Genomic DNA, 25,969 nt, shown 5'->3' on the forward strand with positions numbered 1-25,969 from the left:
ATAAAAATATCTAAAAATTCTGAATAACGAAAAAAAATATAATCTTGAACAACGCACTTATGAATTTGCAAGAGATTGTCGGTTTTTGGTTAGAAGTTTACACAATACAACATCTAATATTGAAGATGGAAAACAATTAATAAGATCTTCAGGATCTGTTGGAGCGAATTATATAGAAGCGAATGAAAAACTTGGAGATAAAGATTTAAAATTCAGACTAAAAATATCAAGAAAGGAAGCTAAAGAAAGTGAATATTGGTTAAAATTATTGAGAGATCTAAATGAAGATAAAACACAAAAAATTGAACAATTAATTGCTGAAGCTTCAGAATTAAGAAAAATATTATCAGCAATAATTAATAAATTAAAATAAGTTTTGAATTTTTAAAAACACCTAAGCAAGTTTGGAATTTATAAATCCGATTAAGCCTTTTGGAATTTAGTTTTTGTTATTTGGAATTTAAAAATTTTTAATAAAAAATTTATGAAATACTTAGTACACATTTGCAGAATATTAGTTGGAGGATTATTCATTTTTTCGGGAATGATAAAACTAAACGATCCTTTAGGATTCTCCTACAAACTACAGGAATATTTTAGCACAGAGGTTTTAAATTTACCTTTTTTAGATCCTTATGCTTTAGGAATCTCAGTATTTGTGGTTGTTTTAGAAGTTGTTTTGGGTGTGTTTTTATTACTTGGGTATAAGCGCAAATTCACAATTTGGATGCTTTTAGCAACGATTGTATTTTTTACATTCCTAACCTTTTACGCCGCTTTTTTTCGAAGTAGTAAAAGACTGTGGTTGTTTTGGAGATTTCTTAAAACTAAAACCTTGGGAGAGTTTCAGAAAAGACATAATACTCCTTATTCTTATTCTTGTTTTGGTATTTGGAATTAAGCACATAAAACCAATTTTCGGCAAATTCCCAACCACACTTTTAGCTTTATTAGGCTTTATTGGTAGTTTATGGTTTGGATACCATGTGTTAACACATTTACCAACTTGGGATTTTAGAGCCTATAAAGTAGGTGCAAATATTGCCGATGGTATGCTTGTACCAGAAGACGCGCAAAAGGCTGTACAAGAATTCACATGGACTTTTAATGTTGGTGGAGAAAACCTAGAGTTTCTTACAGATGGAAGTTACCCAACTGTGGATGGAGACTATGTTGGTGTGGAAACAAAAATTATAGTAGAAGCTTACGATCCTCCTGTTAAAGATTTTTCTATTGAAACTGTTGATCAAGATTTCACCGCTAAATTTTTAGCTGAAGACCATCTCGTTATGGTTGTGGCCTACAGCCTTGAAAAAGCAAATGAAGAAGGCTTGAAAAACATTAAAAAAGTAACAGACAAAGCTATTAAAAATGGTTACACAGTAATTGGCTTATCGGCTTCTGGTGCTGAAGCTAAACAATACATAAAACAGACTTACGACTTAAATTTCGATTTCTACCTATGTGATGAAAAAGCATTAAAAACTGTTATCCGTTCTAACCCAGGGATTTTAAAGTTGGAAAAAGGAACTGTAATACAAAAAGAACACTTTAATGATGCTGAGGATTTAGAGCTACCAAAAGTAGAACGCAAACCAGAACCGGTTGTTTTAGATAACATCGCGTACTTTCTTAATGACGAAGAAGTAACAAAAGCAGAAATAGATGCTTTAGATCCTACTACTATAGGAGGTATGAATGTTTTAAAAGAAGGCCCAGAACTAGAAATCCTTAATTCAATGACCTCTAGCAACTATACAGGATTAATAAAAATCACATTAAAAGAATAATAATCTGCTAAGCTACCTACTAAATAAAATATTCTATGCACTACTCACATTATTTGGAGTAGTGACTGTTATATTCTTTTTATTTAATATTTTACCTGGAGATCCAGCACAAATGATGTTGGGACAAAACGAAGACAGCGAGCAGTTAGCTATCGTGAAAAAAAAGTACGGTTTCGATAAATCTATAGGTACCCAATACTTTTATTACTTAAATGACCTCGCTCCTATTTCGTTTCATTCTAATACAGAAGATGATTATACGTTTTTAAGAGACCATAAATATTCAGCAGTAAAACTGTTCACCATTGGAAATACAACAACCGCTTTAAAGTTTCCGTATTTAAGGGAATCGTTTACAAAACAAGGAAAAAAAGTAAGTACCGTTCTATCCGAAACTTTACCAAACACATTCGTTCTAGCAATTTCAGCTATTGGCATTGCTTTGCTACTAGGTATAAGTTTGGGCGTGATTTCTGCTTTAAAAAAAGACACTTTTATAGATAAAGCAATACAAATTTTAAGCACCATTGGCATGAGTATCCCTTCCTTTTTTAGTGCCATTTTATTTGCCTGGCTCTTTGGTTTTGTACTTCATAAATATACGAATCTAGAAATGACAGGCAGCCTTTTCGAACTTGATGACTTTGGTGAAAAAGTAAACATTAAATGGAAAAACTTAATACTTCCCGCTATTGTTTTGGGTATCCGTCCTTTGGCTGTTGTCATTCAGCTTATGCGAAATTCGTTGTTAGAAGTCTTTAACCAAGATTACATTCGTACCGCACGAGCGAAAGGTTTAAGCGAGTTTCAAATCATACAAAAACATGCCATAAAAAACGCATTAAACCCAGTAGTCACAGCTATTTCTGGATGGTTTGCTTCTATGTTAGCAGGAGCCGTTTTTGTAGAGTATATTTTTGGCTGGAATGGATTAGGAAAAGAAATAGTAAACGCATTAAACACATTAGATTTACCAGTAATTATGGGTTCTGTGTTAATTATAGCCTTACTCTTTATAATTATCAATATTTTTGTAGATATAATTTACGCTTGGCTAGATCCAAAAGTGAAATTAGAATAAAAAATACTATGAAAAAAATTGTCATTATTTTAATCCTTTTTATAGCAATTACAAATTGCAAGGCTCAAGAAGAACCAATAGTTTTTACTGAGAAAGCTTTAGCAGATATTTTTATTGACACAAAAGGTGATGAAATTGCTTTTTCAAAAATTTTAAAAGCATACAAGGGCAAACAAATTGTTATAGATATTTGGGCCTCTTGGTGTAAAGATTGCGTAAAAGGAATGCCAAAAATTAAGAAACTTCAAACCAACAATAAAGAGACCGTTTTTCTTTTTCTATCACTCGATAAAAGTGAAGAAGCATGGAAAAAAGGCATTAAGAAATATACCATTGAAGGGGAACATTATTTCATAAAATCTGGCTGGAAAAGTGAATTCGCATCCTTTCTAGATTTAGACTGGATTCCTCGCTATTTAGTAATTGACAAAACAGGAAACATAAAACTGTTTAGAGCAGTAAAAGCAGATGACCAAAAATTAAAATCAGCATTAAAAATATAACAGCAACAAAACCTTTTCATTATAAAGGCTTAATAAGAATATTAATATGAGAAAGAATATAGTAGCCGGGAATTGGAAAATGAATAACGATTTACCACAAACCGAAGCATTAATAGCAGACTTATTAAAACAGAATCAAACGTCGCGTGCAGAAGTTATGATTGCTCCAACAGCAGTAAATCTTTTTCAAGCGTTCCATAACACAATAAACTCTAACATAGAAGTTGTAGCACAAAACATGCACTTTGCAGAAAACGGAGCTTACACAGGAGAAGTTAGTGCATCAATGTTAAAAAGCGTTGGTATAAACACTGTCATTTTAGGGCATAGCGAACGTCGTGCTTACTTTAATGAAACTGACGAACTACTTGCTAAAAAAGTAGATACAGCATTAAAAAACGATATGCGAGTAATCTTTTGCTTTGGCGAAGAATTAAGTGATAGAAAAGCTGGTAACGAAGAAAAAGTCGTCGGGAATCAGATTAAAAATGCATTGTTTCATTTAAACGCATCAGCATTTAAAAACATTGTTTTAGCCTACGAACCTGTTTGGGCCATTGGCACTGGAGAAACAGCAAGTCCTGAGCAAGCACAAGACATGCACAAGTTTATAAGACAAACACTAAATACTAAATACAGCGAGCAAGTCTCTCAAGACATGAGCATCCTTTATGGTGGAAGTGTAAAACCGGCTAATGCTAAAGAAATATTTGGAAAACCAGATGTAGACGGAGGATTAATTGGTGGAGCTGCTTTAAACGCTGAAGATTTTTACGCTATTATTAACGCATTTTAATTAAATAATTTGGGCGTTACCAAGCCCTGCAAAAAAGCAGGACTTGGTCGCGTCTTCCATTGTATCTTTTTTTTATACTGAACTTGTTTTAGTACCGTTTTAAACTAATCTTCTTTCAATTTTTAAAAAGGATATTAACTTAAGAACAAAAAAAAGGATGCCATTACAACCGCTAACGCAGGATTACCTGCTAGAAACAAAGACTATTCAATGTCAAATACAATTTACATAGGTTATTATTTTACAGTAAAACCATTACAACCAGCAACCGAAATTCTAATTGCAGAGCTTGGTTATGCAGGATTCGAAAGTTTTGTTGAAACCGAAACTGGAGTCACAGCTTACATTCAAAAAGAAGAGTGGCGTGAAAACATTTTACAAGATATTTACGTTTTAACTAGCGAAGAGTTTGAAATCTCTTATACTTTCGATGAAATAGAACAAGTAAACTGGAATAGCGAATGGGAGAAAAATTTCAATCCTATCATTGTAGATAAACTCTGTTCTGTTCGTGCGCCATTTCACGAAAAACCAGATACAGAATACGATATTATTATCGAACCAAAAATGAGTTTTGGAACAGGACATCATGAAACCACTCACATGATGATTCAACATATAATAGCAAACGATTTTCAAGGAAAATCTGTTTTAGATATGGGTTGTGGTACAGCAGTTTTGGCAATTCTAGCAGAAATGAAAGGCGCAAACCCAATAGACGCAATAGATATAGATAATTGGTGCTATTTAAATAGTGTAGAAAACGCAGAACGTAATAACTGCAAAAATATTAGTGTTTACGAAGGCGATGCTAGTTTGCTAGAAAATAAAAAATACGATACTATTATAGCCAATATAAACCGAAACATACTTTTAAACGATATTAAAACGTACGCCAATTGCCTAAACAATAACGGCTCTCTTTTTCTAAGTGGTTTCTACGAAACTGATATCGCGATAATAGAAGCCGAATGTAACACAAACGGTTTAAAGTTAAAAAATAAGTTAAATCGTAACAATTGGGTTGCATTGCATTTCGAAAATTAATATTTTAGTGTTTGTAAAACTTTAAGAATGAGTACAAAAGAAAAAATACAAGAACATCACGAAGTTGAGACTTTAGAAAAACCTAACAACGAAATTGTTGTTTATAACGATGATTATAACACTTTCGATCACGTTATAGAAACACTTATTAAAGCTTGTGATCATACGCCAGAACAGGCAGAACAATGTACATTGTTAGTGCATTACAAAGGAAAATGCACCGTTAAAACTGGTGCTTTAAAAGAACTTAAACCAAGATGTAGTATGTTGTTAGAAGCAGGACTTAGTGCTGAGATCGTCTAAAAAACCATGAGACAAAACGACTTTAGTACGTTAAAATAATGTTTATTATTTTCAATATGTGGCAAAATTCAATTAGCATAATTTTCAATATATTTGCCCTAAAATAAATCGAAAATTAAAAAGTATTTCTAATAATAAGAAACAAACATTTTGGTATTTAACCCGCTTATTTAGAATTCAAATTAATTAACTTTTTCTTTTTCTTTTTCTTTTTCTTTTTCTAAAATCAATTTATGTCAAATTTCAAACACAACATCTAGTTTATTTAGAAGATTATATGCTAAAGACAATTCAAATATGTGCCGTAATCATAGGTGTTATAACCTTCTTGGTTATTGTATTTAAGCATAAGAGAAACACCTATCAAAAAATCTTACTTTTAGTATATGTACTCTCTTTAACTTATTATTCTGCTTTAGTTTATTTGGTAAAAACAGGTTTAATTATAAATCACCCTCATCTACGAGGCACGGGACCACCAGTTAACTTTGTACATCTTGTAACATTTATGCTGTTTGTGCGTAGTACCGTAAAAAATATTAAGGCACCAAAACGAATAGACCTAATTTTGTTGTGTATTCCTATACTAATCTTCATAGGCGTAGCTCCTTTCTATTTTCAGTCCGTTGAGTTTAAAATAGATCATATCCAATTTATACTGAATAACGAAGATTCAATATTTTATATAACCGTAGGATATATATCTGCCTATTGGAATTTTTTAACCCAGTTTATGGTAGGTATGCTATTTAGTTCTACCGCCATATATATGCTTACAAAAAGAATAAGAGATAAGAGCAAGTCAAAAAGTGAAATTATTTGGCTCATTTGCGTATCGTCACTTATGTTTATAGGAAACTTTATAGGTATAATCTCTCTCCTTTTTGATTCAACCTCCTTCGACACGCACTCACTCGCGTCTTATGTTTTTGCACTCTATATCATTATTATATTTTTATATCCTTTTTTTGAACCAAGAATTTTATATGGCGCTTTAATCGATGTTAAGAAAAAAATTAGCGGCACTCAAGACACAAATATAGAATTTGAACCTAAAGATTTAATTGGCTACCGAGAACAAATTGAAGGTTTTTTTACTTCTGAAATTAGCTACCTAAAACCTGATTTCAGACAAGACGATTTAGCAAAATTTATAAGCATTCCAAAAAAGGAATTATCTCAAATAACGACGCAACTTTACCAAAAAAATTTTCAACCAACTCATTAACGAAAAACGGATAGATGTTGTCCTAAAAAAGTTTAGTAATTTAGATTGGTTAAATTATAGTCTTGAAGGAGTAGCCCTTGAAGTAGGTTTCAAATCTAGAACCACTTTTATAAAAGCATTTAAAGAAAAAACAGGGACTACGCCTTCTCAATATAAAAAGACGATTTCATAGGCTTCACTTGAAACACTTATAAATGTTGTTCAAATTTTAAATCTTGAACAGGTTTTTCTTTAATTATACTCCACATATATTAACATCGACTTATTTTTGATTATTAATAAATTAAAAAATAAACGATGAAGCATTTTACGTATTTATTCATTTTCTTATTATGTCTAACGAGTTGCAAAGACGACAAGAGTAACAGCAAAAATGATGATAACACATCTACAGCAACTGTATATTATAATGGAGATATCGTTGATATGGTTGGAGACGAACCTACTTATCAAGAAGCACTAGTTGAAAAAGAAGGAACTATTCTGTTTATTGGAACTAGTGAAGAGGCTATGAAAATAGCGGGAGAAGGTCATAAAATGAATGACCTCAAAGGAAAAACAATGCTTCCTGGTTTTATTGACGCTCATGCACACTTTTTTGCATTTGGACCACAAGCCACTGGAACAAATTTATTACCACCACCGGATGGAGGTGTTAAAAATATAGATGAACTCGTTAATGAATTAAAAACTTGGGCAGAAACTCCGGAAAACTTGGAGATTACAGGTTGGATTTTCGGACTTGGATTCGATCAAACGCAATTGGCAGAAAAACGGTTTCCTACAAAAGAAGATTTAGATAAGGTATCTACAGAATATCCCGTTCTCATTATGCATATTTCAGCACATTTTGTTGTAATGAACAGTAAAGGACTAGAGTTAGCTGGCATTACTAAAGATACACAAAACCCTGACGGCGGTATTATTCGAAGAATGCCAAATAGTAACGAACCAAACGGAGTGCTTGAAGAACTAGCAGCATTACCTCATATCGCCACAGCTTTGGCTGCATCTGATCCAGTAAAGTTAGCAAAACAGACTAAAATGGGAGTAGAAATGGCAAAAAGTTATGGATATACGACACTCCAAGACGGAAAGACCATGGAGACATTTAATGCCTTAACAGCTTTCGCTGATCAAGGATTATTTGATATTGATATTGTGTCGTACCTAGATTATACGGTTGCACAACACATGGACACCGAATGGAATTCAAAAGATTATAAAAATCATTACAGAGTTGCAGGTTTAAAAGTGACACTAGATGGAGCGCCTCAAGTACAAACCGCATGGAAAACGGAACCTTATTTAGTGCCGCCAGAGGGAGGTAAAGCAGACTATAGAGGGTATCCAGCAATAGCAGATGAGCAAGAAATTGCTGATTTATACAAAATGGTATACAAAAACAATTGGCAAATTAATTCTCATGCCAATGGCGACGCCGCAATAGACCAATTAATTAGAGGTTTGAGAGCTGCAGAAAAGGAATATGGTAAAAAGGATTTAAGAAACGTTTTACTTCATGGGCAATACATTAGACCAGACCAATTAGATGCTTTAAAAGAGCTAAATGTTACAGTCTCACTTTTTCCTTTGCATACCTATTATTGGGGAGATTGGCACGTAGAAATCATTGGTGAAGAAGCCGCTAAGAAAATTAGTCCTACACGTACAGCTTTAGATAAAGGCTTAAGACTAACCATACATTCAGATGCACCAGTTGCTTTACCAAACTTAATGCGAGTAGTCTGGATAGCTGCCAGTAGAACATCAAGAAGTGGTATGGTGATGGGAGCTAATGAAAGATTAACGCCTTATGAAGCGCTAAAATGTATTACCGATTGGTCTGCGTACTCGCATTTTGAAGATGATAAAAAAGGGACTTTAGAAAAAGGAAAATTAGCAGATCTAGTGGTGCTCTCTGACAACCCATTAAAAGTTGATATTGATGCCATCAAAGATATTGTGGTATTAAAAACAATCAAAGAAGGAACTATTGTTTTTGAGAGAGAATAGTAAGTACTATAAGACTTTGAATTAAAATTGCTATTTTACCCGCATTAGATGACACAAGTAGAAATACTAAAGACCGAAAAACCATTAAATACAATAATGTGGTAAAAATCATTAATGAAGTACATCGTATTTCTAAAAAACAATAAAAATTAAAATGAAACAGTTTACTGTAATTTTATTATTAGCTATTCTTTCAATAACTACAGTGAATTCGCAAGAAAAAGCAACCACGGAATCAACAGAGGTTGATGCCTCTAACCCAACTAATCTTTATACTCAAGTTAATGTATTAGGAGAATATACATCTTTAAAAGATGGTACTCATCTCTACGGTATGAGGGCAAATGTTCAATATTCATTCGACCCTAACAATTTAGTCTTAGCAGAAATCCCTTTACTCTACAATGATGCCACAAGTTCTTTTGGGCTAAGTGATATTAGAGTCCGTTATTTTACAATTGCAAAACGCGTAATGACTGCAGAAAAGTTTCATGTAATTGCACCTTTTATTGACCTTACTTTACCAACTGGTTCTTTTGAGAACGGTTTAGGCTCAAGTAGTTTTGTGTTATCTGCTGGCGTTGTTTATGGGTTTTCAGTTTCTAAAAAAATTATGCTATTCCCTGGTTTGAGTGCTGTTCATGTAACAAAGCCTAGTACAGATTTAATTCCTGATGCGTTTAAATTTTCAGGTACAGGTTTTTTGACTCAAGCCAATATGAGTATAAGATTCAATAAAAGCTGGTTTCTTTTTGTTAATCCAATTGTGACCATGCTAAATACAAATGGTGAATGGAACGAAGCTTGGTCTGGGGAATTTAACTTAAACCATATGATTATTCAGAACAAATTAAAAGCGAATATTGGATACTTTCCTAATTTCACTAACGAATTGAATACCATTAGACTTGGGGCCACTTTTTTCATATAAATTTTAAAAACAACACCTTATGCAGACCAAATATTTCAACAGCGTATTAGTTTTAGTCTTCTCATTTTTTTCAACTGCACTAATAGCACAGAATCAAAAAACAACCATAGAGCAGGCCGTAAATTTGAGTAACGACAAATACGTTGCTATCTTCAAAGATATCCACGAAAACCCAGAACTAGGGTTTATGGAAATAAGAACTGCTGGCATCGTCGCTAAAGAACTAAAGTCGTATGGCTATAAAGTGACAGAAAAAATTGGTATCACTGGTGTTGCCGGTGTACTCAAAAACGGAGATGGTCCAATAGTGATGTATCGTGCCGATATGGATTGCAATGCGGTATTAGAACTAACCGACTTACCTTATAAAAGCACTAAAATAGTAAAGCTAGATGATGGTAGTGAAACACCGGTCACGCATGCTTGTGGACACGATGTGCATGTAACTTGGATGTTATCTGCTGCAAAGTTTATGGCAGAACATAAGTCGCTTTGGAAAGGTACTGTTATATTTATTGGTCAGCCTGCAGAAGAACCAATACTTGGAGCTGAGGCAATGGTTAAAGATGGCTTATACACCACACATAAAATCCCAGAACCAGATTATTTATTCGGAATTCACTCTATGCCAATTTCAGTAGGTATGGTCGCTGCTGCTTCAGGAGTTAGAATGGCAGGAACCGATCAATTTGATGTCACTTTTCACGGTATAGGTGGTCACGGCTCTAATCCGCATTTATCTAAAGACCCAATTCTTATGGCTGCTTCTGCAATCATGCAGTATCAAGCTATAATAAGTCGAGGTATTGATGCAAAAAGTGCTGCTGTGATTACGGTAGGTTCAATCGAAGCAGGAAAAGATAATAATGTAATTCCTGATACGGCATTACTAAAAGTTAATCTGAGATGGTTTACCGAGAAAGACAGAAGGTTGATGATTGATGGCATCACACGAATCAATGAAGGTATCGCTCATGCCTACGATTTACCTAAGGAAAAATATCCTACTATTAAATTTAAGGGCTGGTCGTATCCACTAGAAAATAATACGGAATTAACTAAAGTTGTCAGGGAGTCTATATATCCATTAGTTTCAGATAAAAAGTTTGTTTTAGATGAAACTGTAGTACCATCAGTTATGGGTTCTGAGGATGTCCATCATTTGGTTATTAATAATGCTAAAAAAGACTACGCTTATATCAATGTTGGTATTGCCAATCCAAAACGTTTTGAAGACGCCTTCAAAAAAGGACAACTCCCTTTTAATAATCACAACGGTAATTTTGAAGTTGATTTAACTGCCATTCCATTTGGCTCTAAGGTAGCTATAACATCTATGTTGGCGATTTTTAATCAATAGATTGTCGTGTGTTAAAATTAAAACAACTGTAACAAAATAAAAGAGTTTCTATGCTGTGCTTTTTAATGAATTGGCTTATTTGAGTCAGGCCTATTTCAGAAGAAAACGATTAAAAGCTGATACACTTAAAAACAAGCTTAAGACAGATATAGTTCATACTTTTTGATATTCATAATAACAAACATTATTTATGGCACGCATCACAACTACTTTTTACGGTACTCGAGGGTCTATTCCCATTTGTGACCCTAAATATCTTGAGTTTGGAGGTAACACCACCTGTATCGCTTTCCTTATGCATAGCACCAACCGTATTAGCATCCTAGATGCGGGAACAGGCATCAGAGCCCTAGGCAAACATATTAATGAGAATTTTTCTGAGCAAAGTGCTATTGATATCGCCTTTACTCATTTTCACTGGGATCATATTCAAGGCTTACCGTTTTTTGATCCTGCATATAATCCAAATCGAACAATTAATATTGCGGCTTTAGGAGAGGGTGGTCAATTTACAGACCTTCGAAAAATTTTCAAAAATCTCATGATAGAAGAATATTTTCCGATTCAGCTCGAAAATATGGGAGCCAAATTCAACTTTGATTTCAAAGAAGATAACATTTATGAAAACAAGGGCATCCTACTCAAAACAATTAAACAAAATCACCCTGGAGGATCCTTTGGATATCGTCTTGAAGTTGAAGGATGCATCATTGTTGTATGTACTGACCTAGAACATGGCGATACTATTAACGAAGATATCGTTGCTTTTGCCAAAGATGCTGATCTTTTAATACATGAAGCACAATATACAGATGAGGAGTTACTACGTCATAAAGGATGGGGCCATAGTAGTTTCAATCAAGCCATTGAAGTGGCAGAACGCGCTGGAGCGAAACAACTCATAATGACACATCACGATCCCGATCATGATGATGAATGTCTTAGGAAGATAGAAAAAGAATGCCAAGCTCGATTTAAAAACTGTTCACTTGCTCGTGAAGGTATGTCGATTGAACTTTGAAATAGCCAATTGAACGCTACAAATATCAAAATCTAGACTTGAAAATAATTAGAATACCCAGAACTTAACATAAAAATGAATTTTTCCTATTTGTCTTTTTAATGCTAACTTTTAATTGCGAGATCAATGAAATCCACAACACTCCTATTTCTTATTATTTCGGCGTATTCTTGGGGTCAAGAAGGCAATTATAAATTTAATAATTTTGGGAACAGATCTATTTTGCTATCTGGAAATGTTACGGGTAGTGTGTCTGATATTGGTCTCGTTTACTATAATCCAGCAAGATTAACAGCATTAGAAAATATAGGGTTTGAATTTAACGCTAAAGCCTATCAGATAAATTCTTTAAAGTTGACTACGATATTTGATGAAGAACGTCAACTAGACAATACATCCTTTGGAGGCGTTCCATCATTAGCAGGCGGAACATTTAAATTATTTGGTGAGCGCTTTGCATACTCCTTTCTAGCCCGAAGAAGATCTAACTTTAATTTAGGTTTATCTAGTCGAGAAATTACAGATAATATTACCGAATTATATCCTGATGTTGAAACCTATAATCTTAAAGCTTCAATAAACAGCAAAGTGGATGAAGACTGGTACGGTCTAACCTGGGCAAAGGAAATTTCTAAAAACTTTAGTTTAGGAATTTCTGTATTTGGATCATCCTATAGTTATAATGGCGTCAGAAGTGTAAATCATACGATCCAGTACAATGAAGATGCTGTCGCCTATTTTCTAACTAAAACAGGCTTTGATCAAAAGTCGTATGGTTTTCATATAAAGCTTGGTGCTTTTTATAAACTAAATAACATCGATTTAGGTTTAAATATTAACGTCCCGTATATAGAAATCTATAACGAAGGTGGCTATAACTTCAATGAAGTAACTTCAGGAGTAGGCAATGGATTTGATGTTTTTTATGATTACGAATTTGAGGACCTTAGTGCTAACCTTAAAGAACCATTAGGTATTTCATTAGGTGCAGGCATACCAATTAAAAGAAGCAAAATTCATTTAAACATAGATTTTGTCTCTGGCCTTTCAAATTATTCAAGAATTAATGTTCCCAATATTGAAATCGGAGATGCTTCATCAACACCCATATTTTTTAACGAAGAGCGACAATTTGTACTTAATTTTGGGGTTGGTGGTGAGGTCTATGTTAGCGATAAATTTAAATCCTATTTTGGATTTTCAACAGATTTCAATGCTTATAAATCTAGTGCTACAGTTTTTGATCTTAGTACTGATGATGCAGAGAATACAGCTATTGCAGCAGACTATTATCATTTAAGCGGAGGAATTGATTGGAAAATGTCTTGGGCAAATATTGTTTTAGGTGTGACTTATGCCTCTGGTTCTTCAAGTTTTCAAAACCCCTTTAATTTAAACTTATCAGGTTTAGACCTAAATACCACGCAAGACTCTAGCCTGTCCTATAAGCGTTATCAATTTATAATCGGCTTAAAGATTCCGCTAGCAGACAATATCAAGAACAAAATAAAAAAGGCAACAGAATAAAGTTGATTTTCTAGATTAAAAACAATCGATAATATTTATCATTTTAGTTTCCTATTAGGCTCAGAATACACAAAAAAACAGCCCTTTTTTATAGTAAGAGCTGTTTTAGAATATGGCCTGCGCATCAATCATAATTTAGAACTGATTGCTAACCTTCTCAACGATTTAAAATTTAACAGTTACAATTCTTGGGGAATAGGCTTGGGAGTAGCTTATAAGCTATAAATTAAAATAGAGATGAAAACTAGAATATTACCTGTTCGTCTTTTTATTACTAACTTTTAATTGTAAAACCAATGAGATTCATAAAACTCCTATTTGTTCTTATTTCGATATATTCTTGGAATAAGAGTCCATAATATATTTTTAAATCTCGGTAAAAACGCTATTACAGCGCTTTATAATCTGTAATTAGTGCAGAGATTATATAATCCATTCTAAATCATATCTGTTTTTAATAAATCATCTTCTTTTATTTTAAAAGATTGCCTTCAGTGTAACTTATGTTACTGCGTAAAACAAAGTGTTTTCCTATTTTTGTAAAATATATTTAACAGGAATGGCAAATAAATAAAATTCATTTTCCGAAATTTAAAATAGCCTTAAAAATGAAAACCTCAATAGTAGTACAAAACTTAAAATGTGGTGGTTGCGCAAGTACAATTACTTCAAAAGTATCAGAAATTGAAAATATTTCAGATATTAATATAGGTATAGATAAAAGTAAAGTATCATTCAATTATATAAACGAAGTAGATGCTCTAGCTGTAAAAAACAAACTTAAAGCATTAGGTTATCCTTCAATAGAAGCCAATAATTCATTGACATCTAAAGCTAAATCTTTTGTAAGTTGTGCGACTGGTAAATTTTCAAAATAATTAGAATTATGAGTAAATTTTCAGAAATAATAAACCAAGACAAACCCGTTTTAGTAGACTTTTTTGCAACATGGTGTGGACCATGTAAAGCATTGACTCCTATTTTAAAACAAGTAAAAGATGTATTAAAGGAAAACGTATCTATTATTAAAATAGATGTAGATAAAAACCAAGAGTTGGCATCAAAGTATCAAGTTAAAGGTGTGCCAACGATGCTATTGTTTAAAAACGGAAAACAAGTTTGGAGGCAATCTGGTGTATTACAAAAAGATGAAATAATTAAAATAATAGAAGCTTCAAATTAATAGATTTAATGATAAATATCATCTTTAATATAAAAGCTATATAATAATTTTACATTATTAAAATAACACTAAATTATAATACTATGACATCTCTAAGCATTGCGTTACAAAACTATAATAACGGAGTAGTAATGATCGCTGTTTTTGCACTCGTTTGTGCAATTCTTGTCGGTTTATTAATAAAATTTATGGCTACTAGTGATAGAGATAAAGATGAACCTAAAGAAAGATAGTTCACAGTTGAACTAATAATTATAAAAAAGGAGCGCATTTAAAATGCACTCCTTTTTTGGTTACCGAAAGTTATGTGTTAAAATTTATATTGTAAAAACGCTGAAAAATTTCGTCCTGGCTCTGTAATTGGAGTCCTTCCAAAATTTGCTTGATTAGTAAAAGAGAAATTTAAATGACTGTTATAAGCTTCATCTAATGCATTAATTACAGCAATACCTAGCGTTATACTCTTTATTGGTTTTACACCAAAACGGATATCTAAAGTTTGGTAGCCATCGGTTTCTGTTTCACCAAAACTTTTAGAGATATTATCTTGTTTAGAAATAAGGTTATACTTTATGTTTGCCCAAAATTTCTCTTTTTGAAAGCCTAAACTTAATTTGGTACTTAAAGGAGGTGTTAAAGGTAAAGACTCTCCTAAATCTTTGTTTTTTGCATAAACATAGGCAAACTCAGTTCTAAAATAGTAATCCTTTAAAAAATCGACTTGAGCCATAGCTTCAAACCCGGTTTTATAAGCTTCATCTATATTTTGAAACACTTTTACATATTTCGGTTGTGCCATTGGCATAAACTTGCGTGTAATTGTAGGATCTACTACTCCAACTATATAGTTTTCGAATGATGAATAATAAAAGGACGTTTCATATTTAAAACTATTAAAACCATTTTCTAACGGTTCGTTTCCTTTAAAACCTATTTCAAATTGATTATTTACTTCTGCTTTTAAATTTGGGTTCCCTAAATATTCATAAGGATCTTGACCAACAGTAAAGTGGTTAATAAAACGCTCTATCATATTAGCAGAACGCACTCCGCGTCCAAAAGCAGCTTCTAAAGTAAAACGATCTGATACTCTGTTTTTAATAGAGACTGTTCCGCTTACATTATGTTCTGTTCTTTTTTCAAGTTTGTATAACGCTGCAAAATCCGCTTCGGGATCTTTTATGTCTGAAGTTACATTGTCATACCGAACGCCAACTGTAAAAATGTTTTTAGCATTAATAGTATACTTTGCTTCCGTAAACACACCTAAATCTGTAATATAAGAATCTTGCCAAACCTTATCATTAAAAGTCATTGGCATCGGTAATGGGCTTCCGTTCATAACTTTCACGAGTCTGGTTCTTCCGCCATCTCTAGCAATATGCATGGCATCTAAACCAGAAAACACATTCAGTTTTTCTGCTGGTTTCCAATTTAATTCTAATTTACCACCAATAGTTGTTGCTTCTACTGCAGAAACTGCTTCCATCATCATAAAAGAAGGTCTATTATCGTTTGTCATTAAATGATCTACATAGCTATAATAGGCTTTTGCAGTTAATGATTTTGCTATTTCACCAATATTATCCAGTTTATAATCTAAAGCTAAAATACTACTGTTGTCATATTCAGTATCCATTGGTAAGGCAGCGTGTAAAACATCGCGACCAAAAGATTGTCTCCAATGTGCCTGTAAACGTTCGTCTTCAGACAAATTATAACCTATTTTGATTCCGTAGTCTGTACTTCTAAAAGACGAAGGTATTTCGATAGCATTTCCATCTTCATAATTACCAAAATCTCTATAACCAACATTAGCTACAATGTCATATTTCTCTTGAATGTATTGTAATTGTGCTAAGTTTACTAATGCGTCTCCATTACTTTCATATCCAGATGAAACTTTTCCGTGTAAACCATAATCTTCATAATCTGGTTTTTGAGTTACCAAATTAACAACACCGCCAAAAGTTGCTCCATATCTTACTGTGTATGGGCCTTTTATAATTTCAATTTTAGCAATTTCTTCTGGAATAATATGTGTTGTAATTGGGTCCATTCTGTTAGGGCACGCATGCATGGCTTTAGTACCACCATCGTACTGAATATTCAATTGCTCGTATTGAGATGCTCTAAAAGAAGGATCTATTGCGTAATTCCCTCTTTTTATAACAGAGAGTCCGTTGATGTCATTAAATAAATCTGCTACGTTTTTTGGTTGCACAATATCCTTTTCATAATTATTGGCAACAATTGTAAGTACTGGATCTTTTTTTAGGTTCCCAGTAATAAGTACTTCGTCTAAGGTATTAATTTTTTGTTTTGTGGTGTCTTTTTGAGTTTCGGTTTGTTCTTGCCCAAAAGACATAGCTGTAATTAGTGCGCATAACAACACACTATATAATGTTTTCATGTATAGTAATATTATAGTTAACTTAAGTAATTTTGGTAGAAAAAACTACCTCGTATAAAAGAATAACTATACTTGAGGAGGATGAAAACAATTGTTTACACTTGTAAAAGCGTATAGGTTTTGATAAACTATAGGACTTTTTTTTTGTTGTTATATTTTTGAAACACAACAACTTCAAAAGCACTTGAAAATAAAATGAGCTCTTTAAAATCGATAATACTCTCAGGTGTTTTTTGGTCTTTATCTAGAGACTTTGTAACTTTTTTTAAATGACACTTACCATTACATTTAAGTTCTGGCTTGTCTTTATTTTCGCATAGGGCCTCAATAAAACCAACAGGATCTATATTGTAATAAGCATAAGTTAATGTAACTCTAGTACTATTAAAAAGTAGTAGTGTTGTTAAAATAACAGAGAATATGTAAGCACTTATTTTCATTGGCACAAAAATAATATATCGTGTTTTTAATACAACTGATTTTTGTCATGTTTTAAATTTAGTTTTGAAAATCAAAACAAATACTAGTATAATTATTTTTTGTGTATTTGTTAACCAAATGGTTAAACCGTATAGTTGAAATGAAAAAAAAGAAAGACGAAAATACTGAAGTAAAAATACTAGATGCTGCAAAAAACATATTTCAGTCTAAAGGAATGGATGGCGCACGTATGCAAGAAATTGCAGATAGAGCTGGAATTAATAAAGCCATGCTTCATTATTATTATAGAAGCAAACAGTTACTTTTTGAAGCCGTTTTTACAAATGCATTTTCGCTATTAGCGCCGCAATTAAATGCTATTTTAAATGATGATTCCTCTATTGAGGAAAAAATAAAAAAATTCACATCTAACTATATTACGTTTATGATGAAGCATCCGTATTTGCCAAATTTTATTATTCAGGAACTTAATAGGAATGAAGATTTTATTTTAAAAATGAAGAACAACACTGGTTTTCCAAATTTAGAAAAGTTTAAAAAGCAAGTCTATGAAGAGGTTAAAAAAGACATTATAACATCCATTAGTGGAGAACAATTATTTATAAATACCCTCTCACTTTGTGTGTTCCCTTTTGTGGGCAGACCATTAATAAAAGCGCTAATTAACACTGATGAAGTGACTTTTAACCAAATAATTGAAGCACGCAAAATAGAAGTTGCCAACTTTATTATTAACTCAATAAAAAAATAAGATGAAAAAGTTAGTATTCATATTAGCACTAACGTTTAGTTTCTCTGTTATAGCACAAGAAAGCATAACTTTAAATACGTGTTATAACTTAGTTGAAACCAATTACCCTTTAGCCAAACAAAGTAAACTATTTGAAGATCAAAATAAGATAGATTCAGATGTTATATCCAATTCAAAATTACCACAATTTAGTATGGATGCTCAAGTAACTTATCAATCGGAAGTTATCGAAATCCCTATACCAAATGCTAATATAGAACCTTTAAACAAGGATCAATATCGTGCCACAGTTTCAGTAAATCAAATCATTTATAATGGAGGTTTAACGGACGCTTCATTACAGGTTAAATCTGCTCAATTAAAAACCAAACAAAAACAGGTTGAAATAAGTTTATATCAATTTAAACAACAAATCAATCAACTCTATTTTTCTGTTTTACTCGCACAGGAATCTGAATTATTATTAAACGCCAAGCAAACACAAGTGCAAGCAAAACACAAAGAAGTACAATCTGGGATTAAGTATGGTTTAATTTTACCAACTTCGGATTTAATATTGGAAGCCGAATTAATAAAAATAAGCCAGCAACTTCAAGAATTAGAAAGCAATAAAATTGCACTTATTGAAACACTTTCAAGTTTAATAAGTCAACAATTAAATGCTGCTACCCTATTTCAAAACCCACTTATAGAGACACAATTACAAACAGAAATATCAAGACCTGAATTGGAATTACTTCAACTTAAAAAAGAAGAAATTGAAAGTTCAGAAATACTAATCTCCAAGCAAAACGCACCAAAATTAATTGGTTTCGCAACTGGTGGCTATGGTAATCCAGGATTGAATATGCTCGATAATTCGTTTCAAACATTCTACACACTTGGCGTAAAATTACATTGGAATATATTTGACTGGCATTCAAATAAGAAGCAACGTGAGTCTTTAGTAATCAACAAAGACCTTATAGATAATGAAACTGAAATCTTTAAACTAAACACCAATATCAAATTAAATCAGCTCCAAAAAGAAATAGATAAAATGGAAGTGATCATTATATCTGATGCTAAAATTATTAAGCTTAGAAAAGAAGTATTAAAAACAGCCGATTCGCAACTTAAAAATGGAGTGATTACGTCTTCAGCATATGTTACAGAACTCACCAATTTATACCAAGATGAAAACACGTTGGTAAGACATGAAATTCAGTTAAAACTCACAAAATCAAATTACAATGTCATCAAAGGACAATAAAAACAGACACATGAAAAACTACAACTATATCTTAGGATTAAGCATCATGACGACTAGCTTGTTTTCATGTGAAAACGACAATGGAAAAGCAGATGGTTACGGAAATTTTGAAGCTACAGAAATAACCATTTCAGCGGAAACTAACGGAAAGCTAATGCCGTTTACTATTAACGAAGGAGATGTGCTCGAAGAAGAACAGTTTATAGGCTATATCGATACTATTCAACTGGCATTAAAACGTGAACAATTAGAAGTATCTAAAACTGTTATTAGCTCAAAATCAAAAGGTGTGCTATCTCAAATATCTGTACTAAACTCCAAGTTTAAAACAGCCAAAATAAACAAAACTAGAGTTGAAAACCTAATTCGAGATAATGCAGGAACGCAAAAGCAATTAGACGATGTTTCAGGAGAAATGGATGTTATTAAAAGTCAAATTAGAAGTGTAGAAATCCAAAATGCACCCGTGGTTAACGAACTTAAATCTATTGATATTCAAATAAAACAGATTGATGACCAAATCCAGAAAAGCAAAATTACAAATCCTATAAACGGAACAGTCTTAACCAAATACACAGAACCCAATGAAATTACCGCTTTTGGAAAACCATTGTATAAAATCGCAGATTTAAGTACCATGCAATTACGCGTGTACATTAGCGAAACACAATTAGCCAATATTAAAATAGGACAAGAAGTTTCTGTTAAAATTGATGATGCAGATACTATGAAATCTTATAATGGGATGGTTAGCTGGATAGCTTCAGAAGCCGAATTTACACCAAAAATAATTCAAACTAAAGAAGAACGTGTTGCACTGGTTTATGCAGTAAAAATTGACGTTAAAAATGATGGCAGTCTTAAAATAGGAATGCCAGCAGAATTATGGCTAACAAATTAAAGAATGAGTATTAGCATTTCTAACATATCAAAATCTTACAAAAAAGCAAAAGCTTTACAAGACATTTCTTTTGATGTAAAACCAGGTGAACTCTTTGGGCTTATTGGTCCAGATGGAGCTGGAAAAACAACGTTGTTCAGAGTTTTAACCACGCTTTTAATCGCAAATGAAGGTAATGCAACCGTTGCTGGTTTTGATGTGGTTGACGATTACAAAAGCATTAGGAAAAATGTTGGTTATATGCCTGGAAAATTCTCGCTCTATCAAGATTTAACAGTTGAAGAGAATTTAAAATTTTTTGCTACTATTTTCGGAACAACCATAGAAGAAAACTACGATTTAATAAAAGAAATCTATGTACAAATAGAACCTTTTAAAGATCGTCGTGCTGGCAAATTGTCTGGTGGAATGAAACAAAAACTCGCTTTATGCTGTGCATTAATCCATAAACCTAAAGTATTGTTTTTAGATGAACCTACAACAGGAGTAGATCCTGTTTCTAGAAAAGAATTCTGGGACATGTTAAAACGATTACAACAAAAACATATCACCATTTTGGTATCTACACCTTATATGGATGAAGCAGCTCTATGTGATAGAATTGCATTAATTCAAGATGGGAAAATTTTGGAGATTGATTCACCAGAAGCCATTGTGAAAAATTACACAAAACAAATTTATAATGTACGTGCAAATAATATGTACCTACTTATTAATAGTTTAAAAGAATACGAATACAACCATAGCGTATATCCTTTTGGCGAGTTTGTGCATTATACAAACAGTAGAACAGATTTTAATCCTGAAAATTTAAAGGTGTTTTTAGAATCTAAAAGTCTAATTGATATTGAAATTAAAAAAACAGTAGCAACGATTGAAGACACCTTTATGGAACTAGCAAAATAATGAGCAACGAAAAAGTCATACAAGTAGAAGGATTAACTAAAATGTTTGGAGATTTTACAGCTGTAAACGACATTACTTTTGAAGTTAATAAGGGTGAAATATTTGGATTCCTAGGCGCAAATGGTGCAGGAAAAACCACTGCTATGAAAATGCTTATTGGTATTTCTAAACCAACTTCTGGGAAGGCAAAAGTAGCAGGGTTCGATGTATTTAAACATGCAGAAGACATTAAAAAGAATATTGGTTATATGAGTCAGAAATTTGCATTGTATGACGACTTAACCGTTAAAGAAAATATTACTTTTTTTGGTGGTATTTATGGATTACCGAGAAAACGAATAAAAGAAAAATCGAATGTTTTAATTGAAGAATTAGGCCTTGAGCAGGTTGCAAACAAATTAGTTGGCTCCTTACCATTGGGTTGGAAACAAAAACTTTCCTTTTCTGTGTCTTTGCTTCACGATCCTAAAATCGTGTTTTTAGACGAACCAACAGGGGGCGTTGATCCAATTACTAGAAGACAGTTTTGGGAAATGATTTACAAAGCAGCCAACAATGGAACAACCGTTTTTGTAACCACACATTATATGGATGAAGCAGAATATTGTGATCGTGTTTCAATTATGGTTAATGGTAAAATTGAAGCTTTAGATACTCCAAAAAAGCTAAAAGAACAGTTTAAGGTTGCAAATATGAACGATGTGTTTTTAAAATTAGCAAGAGGATGAAACGTTTCAAAGGCTTTATAAAAAAGGAATTCTACCATATCTTTAGAGATAGACGCTCGTTGTTTATTCTCTTCGGAATGCCTATCGCACAAATATTGCTGTTTGGCTTCGCAATAACTAACGAAATAAACAATGTAGATATTGCTGTTTTAGACCATTCTAAAGATGCAACTACAGAAGAAATTATCAATAAAATTTCAGACTCAAAATATTTTAGTGTTAAACAAATGGTTGATCGCGAAGCAGATATTGCTTCGGTATTTAAAAAAGGTGAAGTTAAAGCCGTTTTAAATTTCGAAAAAGATTTCAGTAAAAACCTAATGAAAGACCACAAAGCAACGGTTCAGATTATTACAGATGCTACAGATCCAAATACAGCAAATACAATAAGTAATTATCTAAATGCTATTCTTCAAAAGTATCAAAAAGAATTAAATAAAGACATTACTATTGCATACCAAATAGTTCCACAAACACGTATGGTTTACAATCCAGAATTAAAGAGTGTCTATATGTTTGTTCCTGGAGTAATGACTATTATTTTAATGTTAGTTTCAGCAATGATGACTTCCATTTCCATTACCCGAGAAAAGGAATTAGGAACAATGGAAATACTATTAGTATCACCATTAAAACCAATTCAGGTCATTATTGGCAAGGTATTTCCTTACATTTTTCTATCCATTATTAACGCAGTAGTAATCGTCTTATTAAGTATTTTTATTTTTAAAATGCCAGTTCAAGGCAGCTTGTTTTTATTAGGTTTAGAAAGTATTCTTTTTATAATAAGCGCTTTAGCTTTAGGTATATTAATTTCAACTATTTCAGCAACACAACAAACGGCCATGATGATTTCTTTAATGGGATTAATGCTTCCTGTAATTTTACTATCAGGATTTATTTTTCCTATTACAAGTATGCCATTACCATTGCAAATGATTAGTAATATTATTCCTGCTAAATGGTTTATTATCATCATTAAAGGTATCATGCTAAAAGGCGTTGGACTCCAATATATATGGAAAGAAACCTTGATTTTATTGGGAATGACTGTGTTTTTTATAGCATTAAGTGTTAAGAAATATAAAATTAGACTGGAATAATGAAAACAATCTTATACATCATACAAAAAGAGTTTAAGCAAATCTTTAGAAATAAGGGCATGCTTCCTATAATATTCATTTTGCCATTATTGCAACTGGTTATATTATCAAATGCCGCAACTTTTGAAGTGAAGAATATCAAATTTGGCTACATCGATAATGATCGCACATCCACATCTAGAGCATTAGTCGAAAAATTTAATGCTTCTACTTATTTTGATGTATTAACAGATTTTCCTTCGGAAGCATTAGCAAGTTCGGAAATGCTAAAAGGAAAAGTAGATATTATTTTAGAAATCCCACACTATTTTGAACGCGATTTACAAAAAGAAAAACACAATAATTTAGGCATTACCATTAACGCAATTGATGGCGCAGCAGCTGGTGTTGAAAATGTATATGTCACGCAGGTTATTCAACACTTTAATCAACATTTAAAAGTCGATTTAGTACAAGTTTCAGACCAACAGGTTCAGCCTATAACTATAGAAACCATTCCACTGTTTTGGTATAACAAAACCTTAAATTATAAAACATTTATGGTTCCTGGAATACTAGTTTTATTGGTAACTATGATTACACTTTTCCTTTCAGGAATGAATATTGTACGCGAAAAAGAAATAGGAACTTTAGAACAAATAAACGTCACACCCATTAAGAAAAGTCAGTTTATTATTGGAAAACTCTTTCCGTTTTGGGTTATAGGAATGGGCTTATTAACTGTTGGATTACTATTAGCAAGACTCATATTTAATGTTCCTATGATTGGTAGTTTATCATTGATGTATTTATACACGTCCATTTATATTTTAGTGATTTTAGGCATAGGACTCTTCATTTCAAATTTTACAGACACACAACAACAAGCCATGTTTATCGCTTGGTTTTTTAAGGTTATTTTTATTTTAATGAGTGGATTATTTACACCAATTGAGAGTATGCCAAAATGGGCTCAAATATTTACCGAGTTTAATCCAATAAAATATTTTGTAGAAGTCATGCGAATGGTCATGCTAAAAGGCTCTGGATTTACAGATATTCTTCCACAACTACTAAAAACATTGTTATATGCTGTAGTTATGAATGGTTTGGCTGTTTGGAGCTACAAGAAGACTAATTAACCTTGTGTAACATTAGATACATTTTAAGCTTTTTATTAATTCTAAATTTGTTTTATAATTAATAATACTCAATGAAAACAAATACAATTTTTTCGTTTTTTATCGCTTTATTTATAATAAGCTGCAACTCTGCTCAAGAACAATCTATGGTCAAAATTGAACCATTAACAATTACAGATGCACCAGGAGTACACTCATATTCGTTAGGGAAAACAAGTGATGGAAAATGGTTAATACTAGGAGGCAGAATTGAAGGACTTCATAAAATGAGACCTTTTGAAGCCTTTAGACAAAATGAGAATAATAAAAATGTTTTCTTAATAGACCCAGAAAACAATAAAACCTGGAGTACAGATTTAAGCGTTTTATCTCCTTCTATTTTTGAGTAATTACAAGCTACAAACCAAGAATTTCATCATAGAGAGAATACATTATATGTTATTGGTGGTTATGGTTACAGTGAAACTGCACAGGACCATGTTACATACAATAATTTAACAGCAATAGATATTGATGGCTTAGCAGATGCAATTATCAATAAAACCAGCATTACTCCTTTTTTTAGACAAATAAGCAATGATAATTTAGCTGTAACAGGTGGACAGTTAGGGTACTTAAATAACACCTTTTATTTGTGTGGAGGACAATATTTTGAAGGAAGATACAATCCAATGGAACCAGATCACGGACCAGGGTTTATACAGAATTATACAGATGAGATTAGAAAATTTGAAATCCGTGATGACGGTATTAATCTTTCAATAAACAATTATTCTGCCACTAAAGACCAAAAAAACTTACATCGAAGAGATTATAATATGGTGCCTCAAATATTCCCAAATGGTGAACAAGGCTTTACAATTTTTAGTGGCGTTTTTCAATACGATGTTAATCTCCCATGGTTAAACTCGGTAGATATAAATGAAAGTGGTTATAAAGTAAATAATGAATTTCGTCAACTTCTCAGTCAATATCATAGTGCAAAAATCCCTATGTATGATTCTAAAAAAAATGAGATGTACACCATCTTTTTTGGTGGCATGAGTCAATTTCAGTTTAATGAAGCTGGTGCGTTAGTTCAAGATGACGATGTTCCTTTTGTTAAAACAATTAGCATGATAGTAAGACATGAAGACAGCACTATGGTAGAAAAAAATTTAGGCGTAAAAATGCCAGGATTTTTAGGGTCTGCAGCAGAGTTTATTCCTATAAAAAGTCAAAACATGTATTTGGAAAATGATATTTTAAATTTCAATAAGCTAAAAAAAGGAAACAATCTAGTCGGTTATATTTATGGTGCCATTGAGAGTACAAAAGAGAATATTTTCTTCAATAATAATGGAAGTCAAAGTAAAGCTAGCAGTAAGGTTTTTAAGGTAACTATTTATAAAAATTAAAATAATTAGATGATCAAAAATACAAATCAAAATATCAAAAATTTAAAACGATGAATCCAGTCATTCAGTTTTTTAAATTCATTTATTTAAATATAAAAATAATGAATGTTGTAACTGAAGATCACGGAGACACGAGAAAAGTAAACTGATGTGGTTATCAGTTTTGGTTA

The 25,969-nt window shown here is 32.3% G+C and carries 28 protein-coding genes and 1 pseudogene; 27 read left to right on the plus strand and 2 right to left on the minus strand.

The genetic code is table 11. The features are described 5' to 3' along the window. Positions 1–19: 19 nt before the first annotated feature. The 18 genes and pseudogenes from RH82_RS14400 (at position 20) to RH82_RS18625 (ending at position 15,019) form a co-directional block, all read left to right on the plus strand. On the plus strand, positions 20–373 hold the full coding sequence (locus tag RH82_RS14400) for a four helix bundle protein (RefSeq protein ID WP_034057128.1): 354 nt from the start codon (positions 20–22) through the stop codon (positions 371–373). Between the two features lie 171 nt (positions 374–544). Further along, on the plus strand, positions 545–901 hold the full coding sequence (locus RH82_RS19145; protein WP_394330734.1) for a MauE/DoxX family redox-associated membrane protein: 357 nt from the start codon (positions 545–547) through the stop codon (positions 899–901). Continuing rightward, positions 840–1,790: pseudogene (locus RH82_RS19150) on the plus strand (DoxX family protein); the annotation flags it as partial. The gene RH82_RS19145 and the pseudogene RH82_RS19150, both read left to right, overlap by 62 nt. Positions 1,791–1,794: 4 nt before the next feature. After that, positions 1,795–2,871 (plus strand): ABC transporter permease, encoded by a 1,077-nt coding sequence (locus RH82_RS14410; RefSeq protein ID WP_034057125.1) that lies wholly within the window; start codon positions 1,795–1,797, stop codon positions 2,869–2,871. Between the two features lie 8 nt (positions 2,872–2,879). After that, a complete protein-coding gene (locus RH82_RS14415) occupies positions 2,880–3,374 on the plus strand; it encodes a TlpA family protein disulfide reductase (RefSeq protein ID WP_034057232.1) in 495 nt (164 codons plus the stop codon). Positions 3,375–3,420: 46 nt separating this feature from the next. Further along, entirely contained in the window at positions 3,421–4,170 is a 750-nt protein-coding gene (gene tpiA, locus RH82_RS14420) for a triose-phosphate isomerase (RefSeq protein ID WP_034057124.1), read from the plus strand. Between the two features lie 210 nt (positions 4,171–4,380). Continuing rightward, complete coding sequence (gene prmA, locus RH82_RS14425) at positions 4,381–5,217, plus strand: 50S ribosomal protein L11 methyltransferase (protein ID WP_034057123.1); 837 nt, start codon at positions 4,381–4,383, stop codon at positions 5,215–5,217. 27 nt (positions 5,218–5,244) lie between these two features. Then, positions 5,245–5,520 carry an ATP-dependent Clp protease adaptor ClpS gene (locus tag RH82_RS14430; protein ID WP_034057120.1) on the plus strand — a complete coding sequence of 92 codons (276 nt, stop codon included), beginning with the start codon at positions 5,245–5,247 and terminating at the stop codon, positions 5,518–5,520. 424 nt (positions 5,521–5,944) lie between these two features. Continuing rightward, positions 5,945–6,748: a hypothetical protein gene (locus RH82_RS14435; RefSeq protein ID WP_156112376.1), complete on the plus strand. Its 804-nt coding sequence runs from the start codon at positions 5,945–5,947 to the stop codon at positions 6,746–6,748. 10 nt (positions 6,749–6,758) lie between these two features. After that, the gene (locus tag RH82_RS19285) at positions 6,759–6,920 is read left to right on the plus strand and encodes a helix-turn-helix domain-containing protein (RefSeq protein ID WP_394330735.1); all 162 of its coding nucleotides are present in this window, start codon (positions 6,759–6,761) and stop codon (positions 6,918–6,920) included. A 125-nt stretch (positions 6,921–7,045) separates the two neighbouring features. Then, positions 7,046–8,764 carry an amidohydrolase gene (locus tag RH82_RS14440; protein ID WP_034057116.1) on the plus strand — a complete coding sequence of 573 codons (1,719 nt, stop codon included), beginning with the start codon at positions 7,046–7,048 and terminating at the stop codon, positions 8,762–8,764. A 154-nt stretch (positions 8,765–8,918) separates the two neighbouring features. Then, the gene (locus RH82_RS14445) at positions 8,919–9,695 is read left to right on the plus strand and encodes a hypothetical protein (protein WP_034057113.1); all 777 of its coding nucleotides are present in this window, start codon (positions 8,919–8,921) and stop codon (positions 9,693–9,695) included. A gap of 19 nt (positions 9,696–9,714) precedes the next feature. After that, positions 9,715–11,055 (plus strand): amidohydrolase, encoded by a 1,341-nt coding sequence (locus tag RH82_RS14450; protein ID WP_034057110.1) that lies wholly within the window; start codon positions 9,715–9,717, stop codon positions 11,053–11,055. Between the two features lie 190 nt (positions 11,056–11,245). Beyond that, complete coding sequence (locus RH82_RS14455) at positions 11,246–12,076, plus strand: MBL fold metallo-hydrolase (protein WP_034057109.1); 831 nt, start codon at positions 11,246–11,248, stop codon at positions 12,074–12,076. Positions 12,077–12,202: 126 nt separating this feature from the next. Then, complete coding sequence (locus RH82_RS14460) at positions 12,203–13,603, plus strand: hypothetical protein (RefSeq protein WP_034057106.1); 1,401 nt, start codon at positions 12,203–12,205, stop codon at positions 13,601–13,603. A gap of 608 nt (positions 13,604–14,211) precedes the next feature. After that, positions 14,212–14,481 carry a heavy-metal-associated domain-containing protein gene (locus RH82_RS14465; RefSeq protein WP_034057102.1) on the plus strand — a complete coding sequence of 90 codons (270 nt, stop codon included), beginning with the start codon at positions 14,212–14,214 and terminating at the stop codon, positions 14,479–14,481. A gap of 8 nt (positions 14,482–14,489) precedes the next feature. Then, on the plus strand, positions 14,490–14,786 hold the full coding sequence (gene trxA / locus RH82_RS14470) for a thioredoxin (protein WP_034057100.1): 297 nt from the start codon (positions 14,490–14,492) through the stop codon (positions 14,784–14,786). 83 nt (positions 14,787–14,869) lie between these two features. Further along, positions 14,870–15,019, plus strand: a complete 150-nt coding sequence (locus tag RH82_RS18625; RefSeq protein WP_164483823.1) for a hypothetical protein — start codon at positions 14,870–14,872, stop codon at positions 15,017–15,019. Positions 15,020–15,096: 77 nt separating this feature from the next. Here RH82_RS18625 and RH82_RS14475 read toward each other — a convergent pair whose 3' ends face one another. After that, entirely contained in the window at positions 15,097–17,199 is a 2,103-nt protein-coding gene (locus RH82_RS14475) for a TonB-dependent receptor domain-containing protein (protein ID WP_034057097.1), read from the minus strand. A gap of 128 nt (positions 17,200–17,327) precedes the next feature. After that, on the minus strand, positions 17,328–17,639 hold the full coding sequence (locus RH82_RS17975) for a hypothetical protein (protein ID WP_052158126.1): 312 nt from the start codon (positions 17,637–17,639) through the stop codon (positions 17,328–17,330). 140 nt (positions 17,640–17,779) lie between these two features. On the opposite strand from RH82_RS17975, the gene RH82_RS14485 reads away from it, so the two are divergent. From RH82_RS14485 to RH82_RS17985, 9 genes are all read left to right on the plus strand, one after another. After that, entirely contained in the window at positions 17,780–18,391 is a 612-nt protein-coding gene (locus RH82_RS14485; protein WP_034057094.1) for a TetR/AcrR family transcriptional regulator, read from the plus strand. A 1-nt stretch (position 18,392) separates the two neighbouring features. Beyond that, positions 18,393–19,643, plus strand: a complete 1,251-nt coding sequence (locus RH82_RS14490; RefSeq protein WP_034057091.1) for a TolC family protein — start codon at positions 18,393–18,395, stop codon at positions 19,641–19,643. A 10-nt stretch (positions 19,644–19,653) separates the two neighbouring features. Beyond that, positions 19,654–20,544, plus strand: a complete 891-nt coding sequence (locus tag RH82_RS14495; protein WP_034057089.1) for an HlyD family secretion protein — start codon at positions 19,654–19,656, stop codon at positions 20,542–20,544. A 3-nt stretch (positions 20,545–20,547) separates the two neighbouring features. Further along, positions 20,548–21,450, plus strand: coding sequence for an ABC transporter ATP-binding protein (locus RH82_RS14500; protein ID WP_034057086.1), 903 nt, complete (start codon positions 20,548–20,550; stop codon positions 21,448–21,450). Further along, positions 21,450–22,178 carry an ABC transporter ATP-binding protein gene (locus RH82_RS14505; protein WP_081979141.1) on the plus strand — a complete coding sequence of 243 codons (729 nt, stop codon included), beginning with the start codon at positions 21,450–21,452 and terminating at the stop codon, positions 22,176–22,178. Before RH82_RS14500 ends, RH82_RS14505 begins: the two co-directional genes overlap by 1 nt. Further along, positions 22,175–23,281 (plus strand): ABC transporter permease, encoded by a 1,107-nt coding sequence (locus RH82_RS14510; RefSeq protein WP_034057081.1) that lies wholly within the window; start codon positions 22,175–22,177, stop codon positions 23,279–23,281. The genes RH82_RS14505 and RH82_RS14510 overlap by 4 nt, the downstream gene beginning before the upstream one ends. Beyond that, complete coding sequence (locus tag RH82_RS14515) at positions 23,281–24,402, plus strand: ABC transporter permease (protein ID WP_034057079.1); 1,122 nt, start codon at positions 23,281–23,283, stop codon at positions 24,400–24,402. Before RH82_RS14510 ends, RH82_RS14515 begins: the two co-directional genes overlap by 1 nt. Positions 24,403–24,473: 71 nt before the next feature. Then, a complete protein-coding gene (locus tag RH82_RS17980) occupies positions 24,474–24,791 on the plus strand; it encodes a hypothetical protein (protein WP_052158125.1) in 318 nt (105 codons plus the stop codon). A 243-nt stretch (positions 24,792–25,034) separates the two neighbouring features. Beyond that, positions 25,035–25,799, plus strand: coding sequence for a hypothetical protein (locus RH82_RS17985; RefSeq protein ID WP_156112375.1), 765 nt, complete (start codon positions 25,035–25,037; stop codon positions 25,797–25,799). Positions 25,800–25,969: the final 170 nt, after the last annotated feature.

Source organism: Lacinutrix jangbogonensis, assembly GCF_000797445.1.
GTDB classification, from domain to species: domain Bacteria; phylum Bacteroidota; class Bacteroidia; order Flavobacteriales; family Flavobacteriaceae; genus Lacinutrix; species Lacinutrix jangbogonensis.

Bases quoted from the DNA above. Each gene is read 5' to 3' on its own strand.
- RH82_RS14515 (WP_034057079.1), top strand. From the start codon at position 23,281: ATGAAAACAATCTTATACATCATACAAAAAGAGTTTAAGCAAATCTTT.
- RH82_RS14475 (WP_034057097.1), bottom strand. From the start codon at position 17,199: ATGAAAACATTATATAGTGTGTTGTTATGCGCACTAATTACAGCTATG.
- RH82_RS14450 (WP_034057110.1), top strand. From the start codon at position 9,715: ATGCAGACCAAATATTTCAACAGCGTATTAGTTTTAGTCTTCTCATTT.
- RH82_RS17980 (WP_052158125.1), top strand. From the start codon at position 24,474: ATGAAAACAAATACAATTTTTTCGTTTTTTATCGCTTTATTTATAATA.
- RH82_RS18625 (WP_164483823.1), top strand. From the start codon at position 14,870: ATGACATCTCTAAGCATTGCGTTACAAAACTATAATAACGGAGTAGTA.
- prmA (WP_034057123.1), top strand. From the start codon at position 4,381: ATGTCAAATACAATTTACATAGGTTATTATTTTACAGTAAAACCATTA.
- RH82_RS14510 (WP_034057081.1), top strand. From the start codon at position 22,175: ATGAAACGTTTCAAAGGCTTTATAAAAAAGGAATTCTACCATATCTTT.
- RH82_RS14430 (WP_034057120.1), top strand. From the start codon at position 5,245: ATGAGTACAAAAGAAAAAATACAAGAACATCACGAAGTTGAGACTTTA.
- RH82_RS14505 (WP_081979141.1), top strand. From the start codon at position 21,450: ATGAGCAACGAAAAAGTCATACAAGTAGAAGGATTAACTAAAATGTTT.
- RH82_RS14440 (WP_034057116.1), top strand. From the start codon at position 7,046: ATGAAGCATTTTACGTATTTATTCATTTTCTTATTATGTCTAACGAGT.
- RH82_RS14495 (WP_034057089.1), top strand. From the start codon at position 19,654: ATGAAAAACTACAACTATATCTTAGGATTAAGCATCATGACGACTAGC.
- tpiA (WP_034057124.1), top strand. From the start codon at position 3,421: ATGAGAAAGAATATAGTAGCCGGGAATTGGAAAATGAATAACGATTTA.
- RH82_RS14485 (WP_034057094.1), top strand. From the start codon at position 17,780: ATGAAAAAAAAGAAAGACGAAAATACTGAAGTAAAAATACTAGATGCT.
- RH82_RS14415 (WP_034057232.1), top strand. From the start codon at position 2,880: ATGAAAAAAATTGTCATTATTTTAATCCTTTTTATAGCAATTACAAAT.
- RH82_RS14465 (WP_034057102.1), top strand. From the start codon at position 14,212: ATGAAAACCTCAATAGTAGTACAAAACTTAAAATGTGGTGGTTGCGCA.
- RH82_RS14445 (WP_034057113.1), top strand. From the start codon at position 8,919: ATGAAACAGTTTACTGTAATTTTATTATTAGCTATTCTTTCAATAACT.
- RH82_RS19145 (WP_394330734.1), top strand. From the start codon at position 545: ATGATAAAACTAAACGATCCTTTAGGATTCTCCTACAAACTACAGGAA.
- RH82_RS14460 (WP_034057106.1), top strand. From the start codon at position 12,203: ATGAAATCCACAACACTCCTATTTCTTATTATTTCGGCGTATTCTTGG.
- RH82_RS14490 (WP_034057091.1), top strand. From the start codon at position 18,393: ATGAAAAAGTTAGTATTCATATTAGCACTAACGTTTAGTTTCTCTGTT.
- trxA (WP_034057100.1), top strand. From the start codon at position 14,490: ATGAGTAAATTTTCAGAAATAATAAACCAAGACAAACCCGTTTTAGTA.
- RH82_RS14500 (WP_034057086.1), top strand. From the start codon at position 20,548: ATGAGTATTAGCATTTCTAACATATCAAAATCTTACAAAAAAGCAAAA.
- RH82_RS17975 (WP_052158126.1), bottom strand. From the start codon at position 17,639: ATGAAAATAAGTGCTTACATATTCTCTGTTATTTTAACAACACTACTA.
- RH82_RS14455 (WP_034057109.1), top strand. From the start codon at position 11,246: ATGGCACGCATCACAACTACTTTTTACGGTACTCGAGGGTCTATTCCC.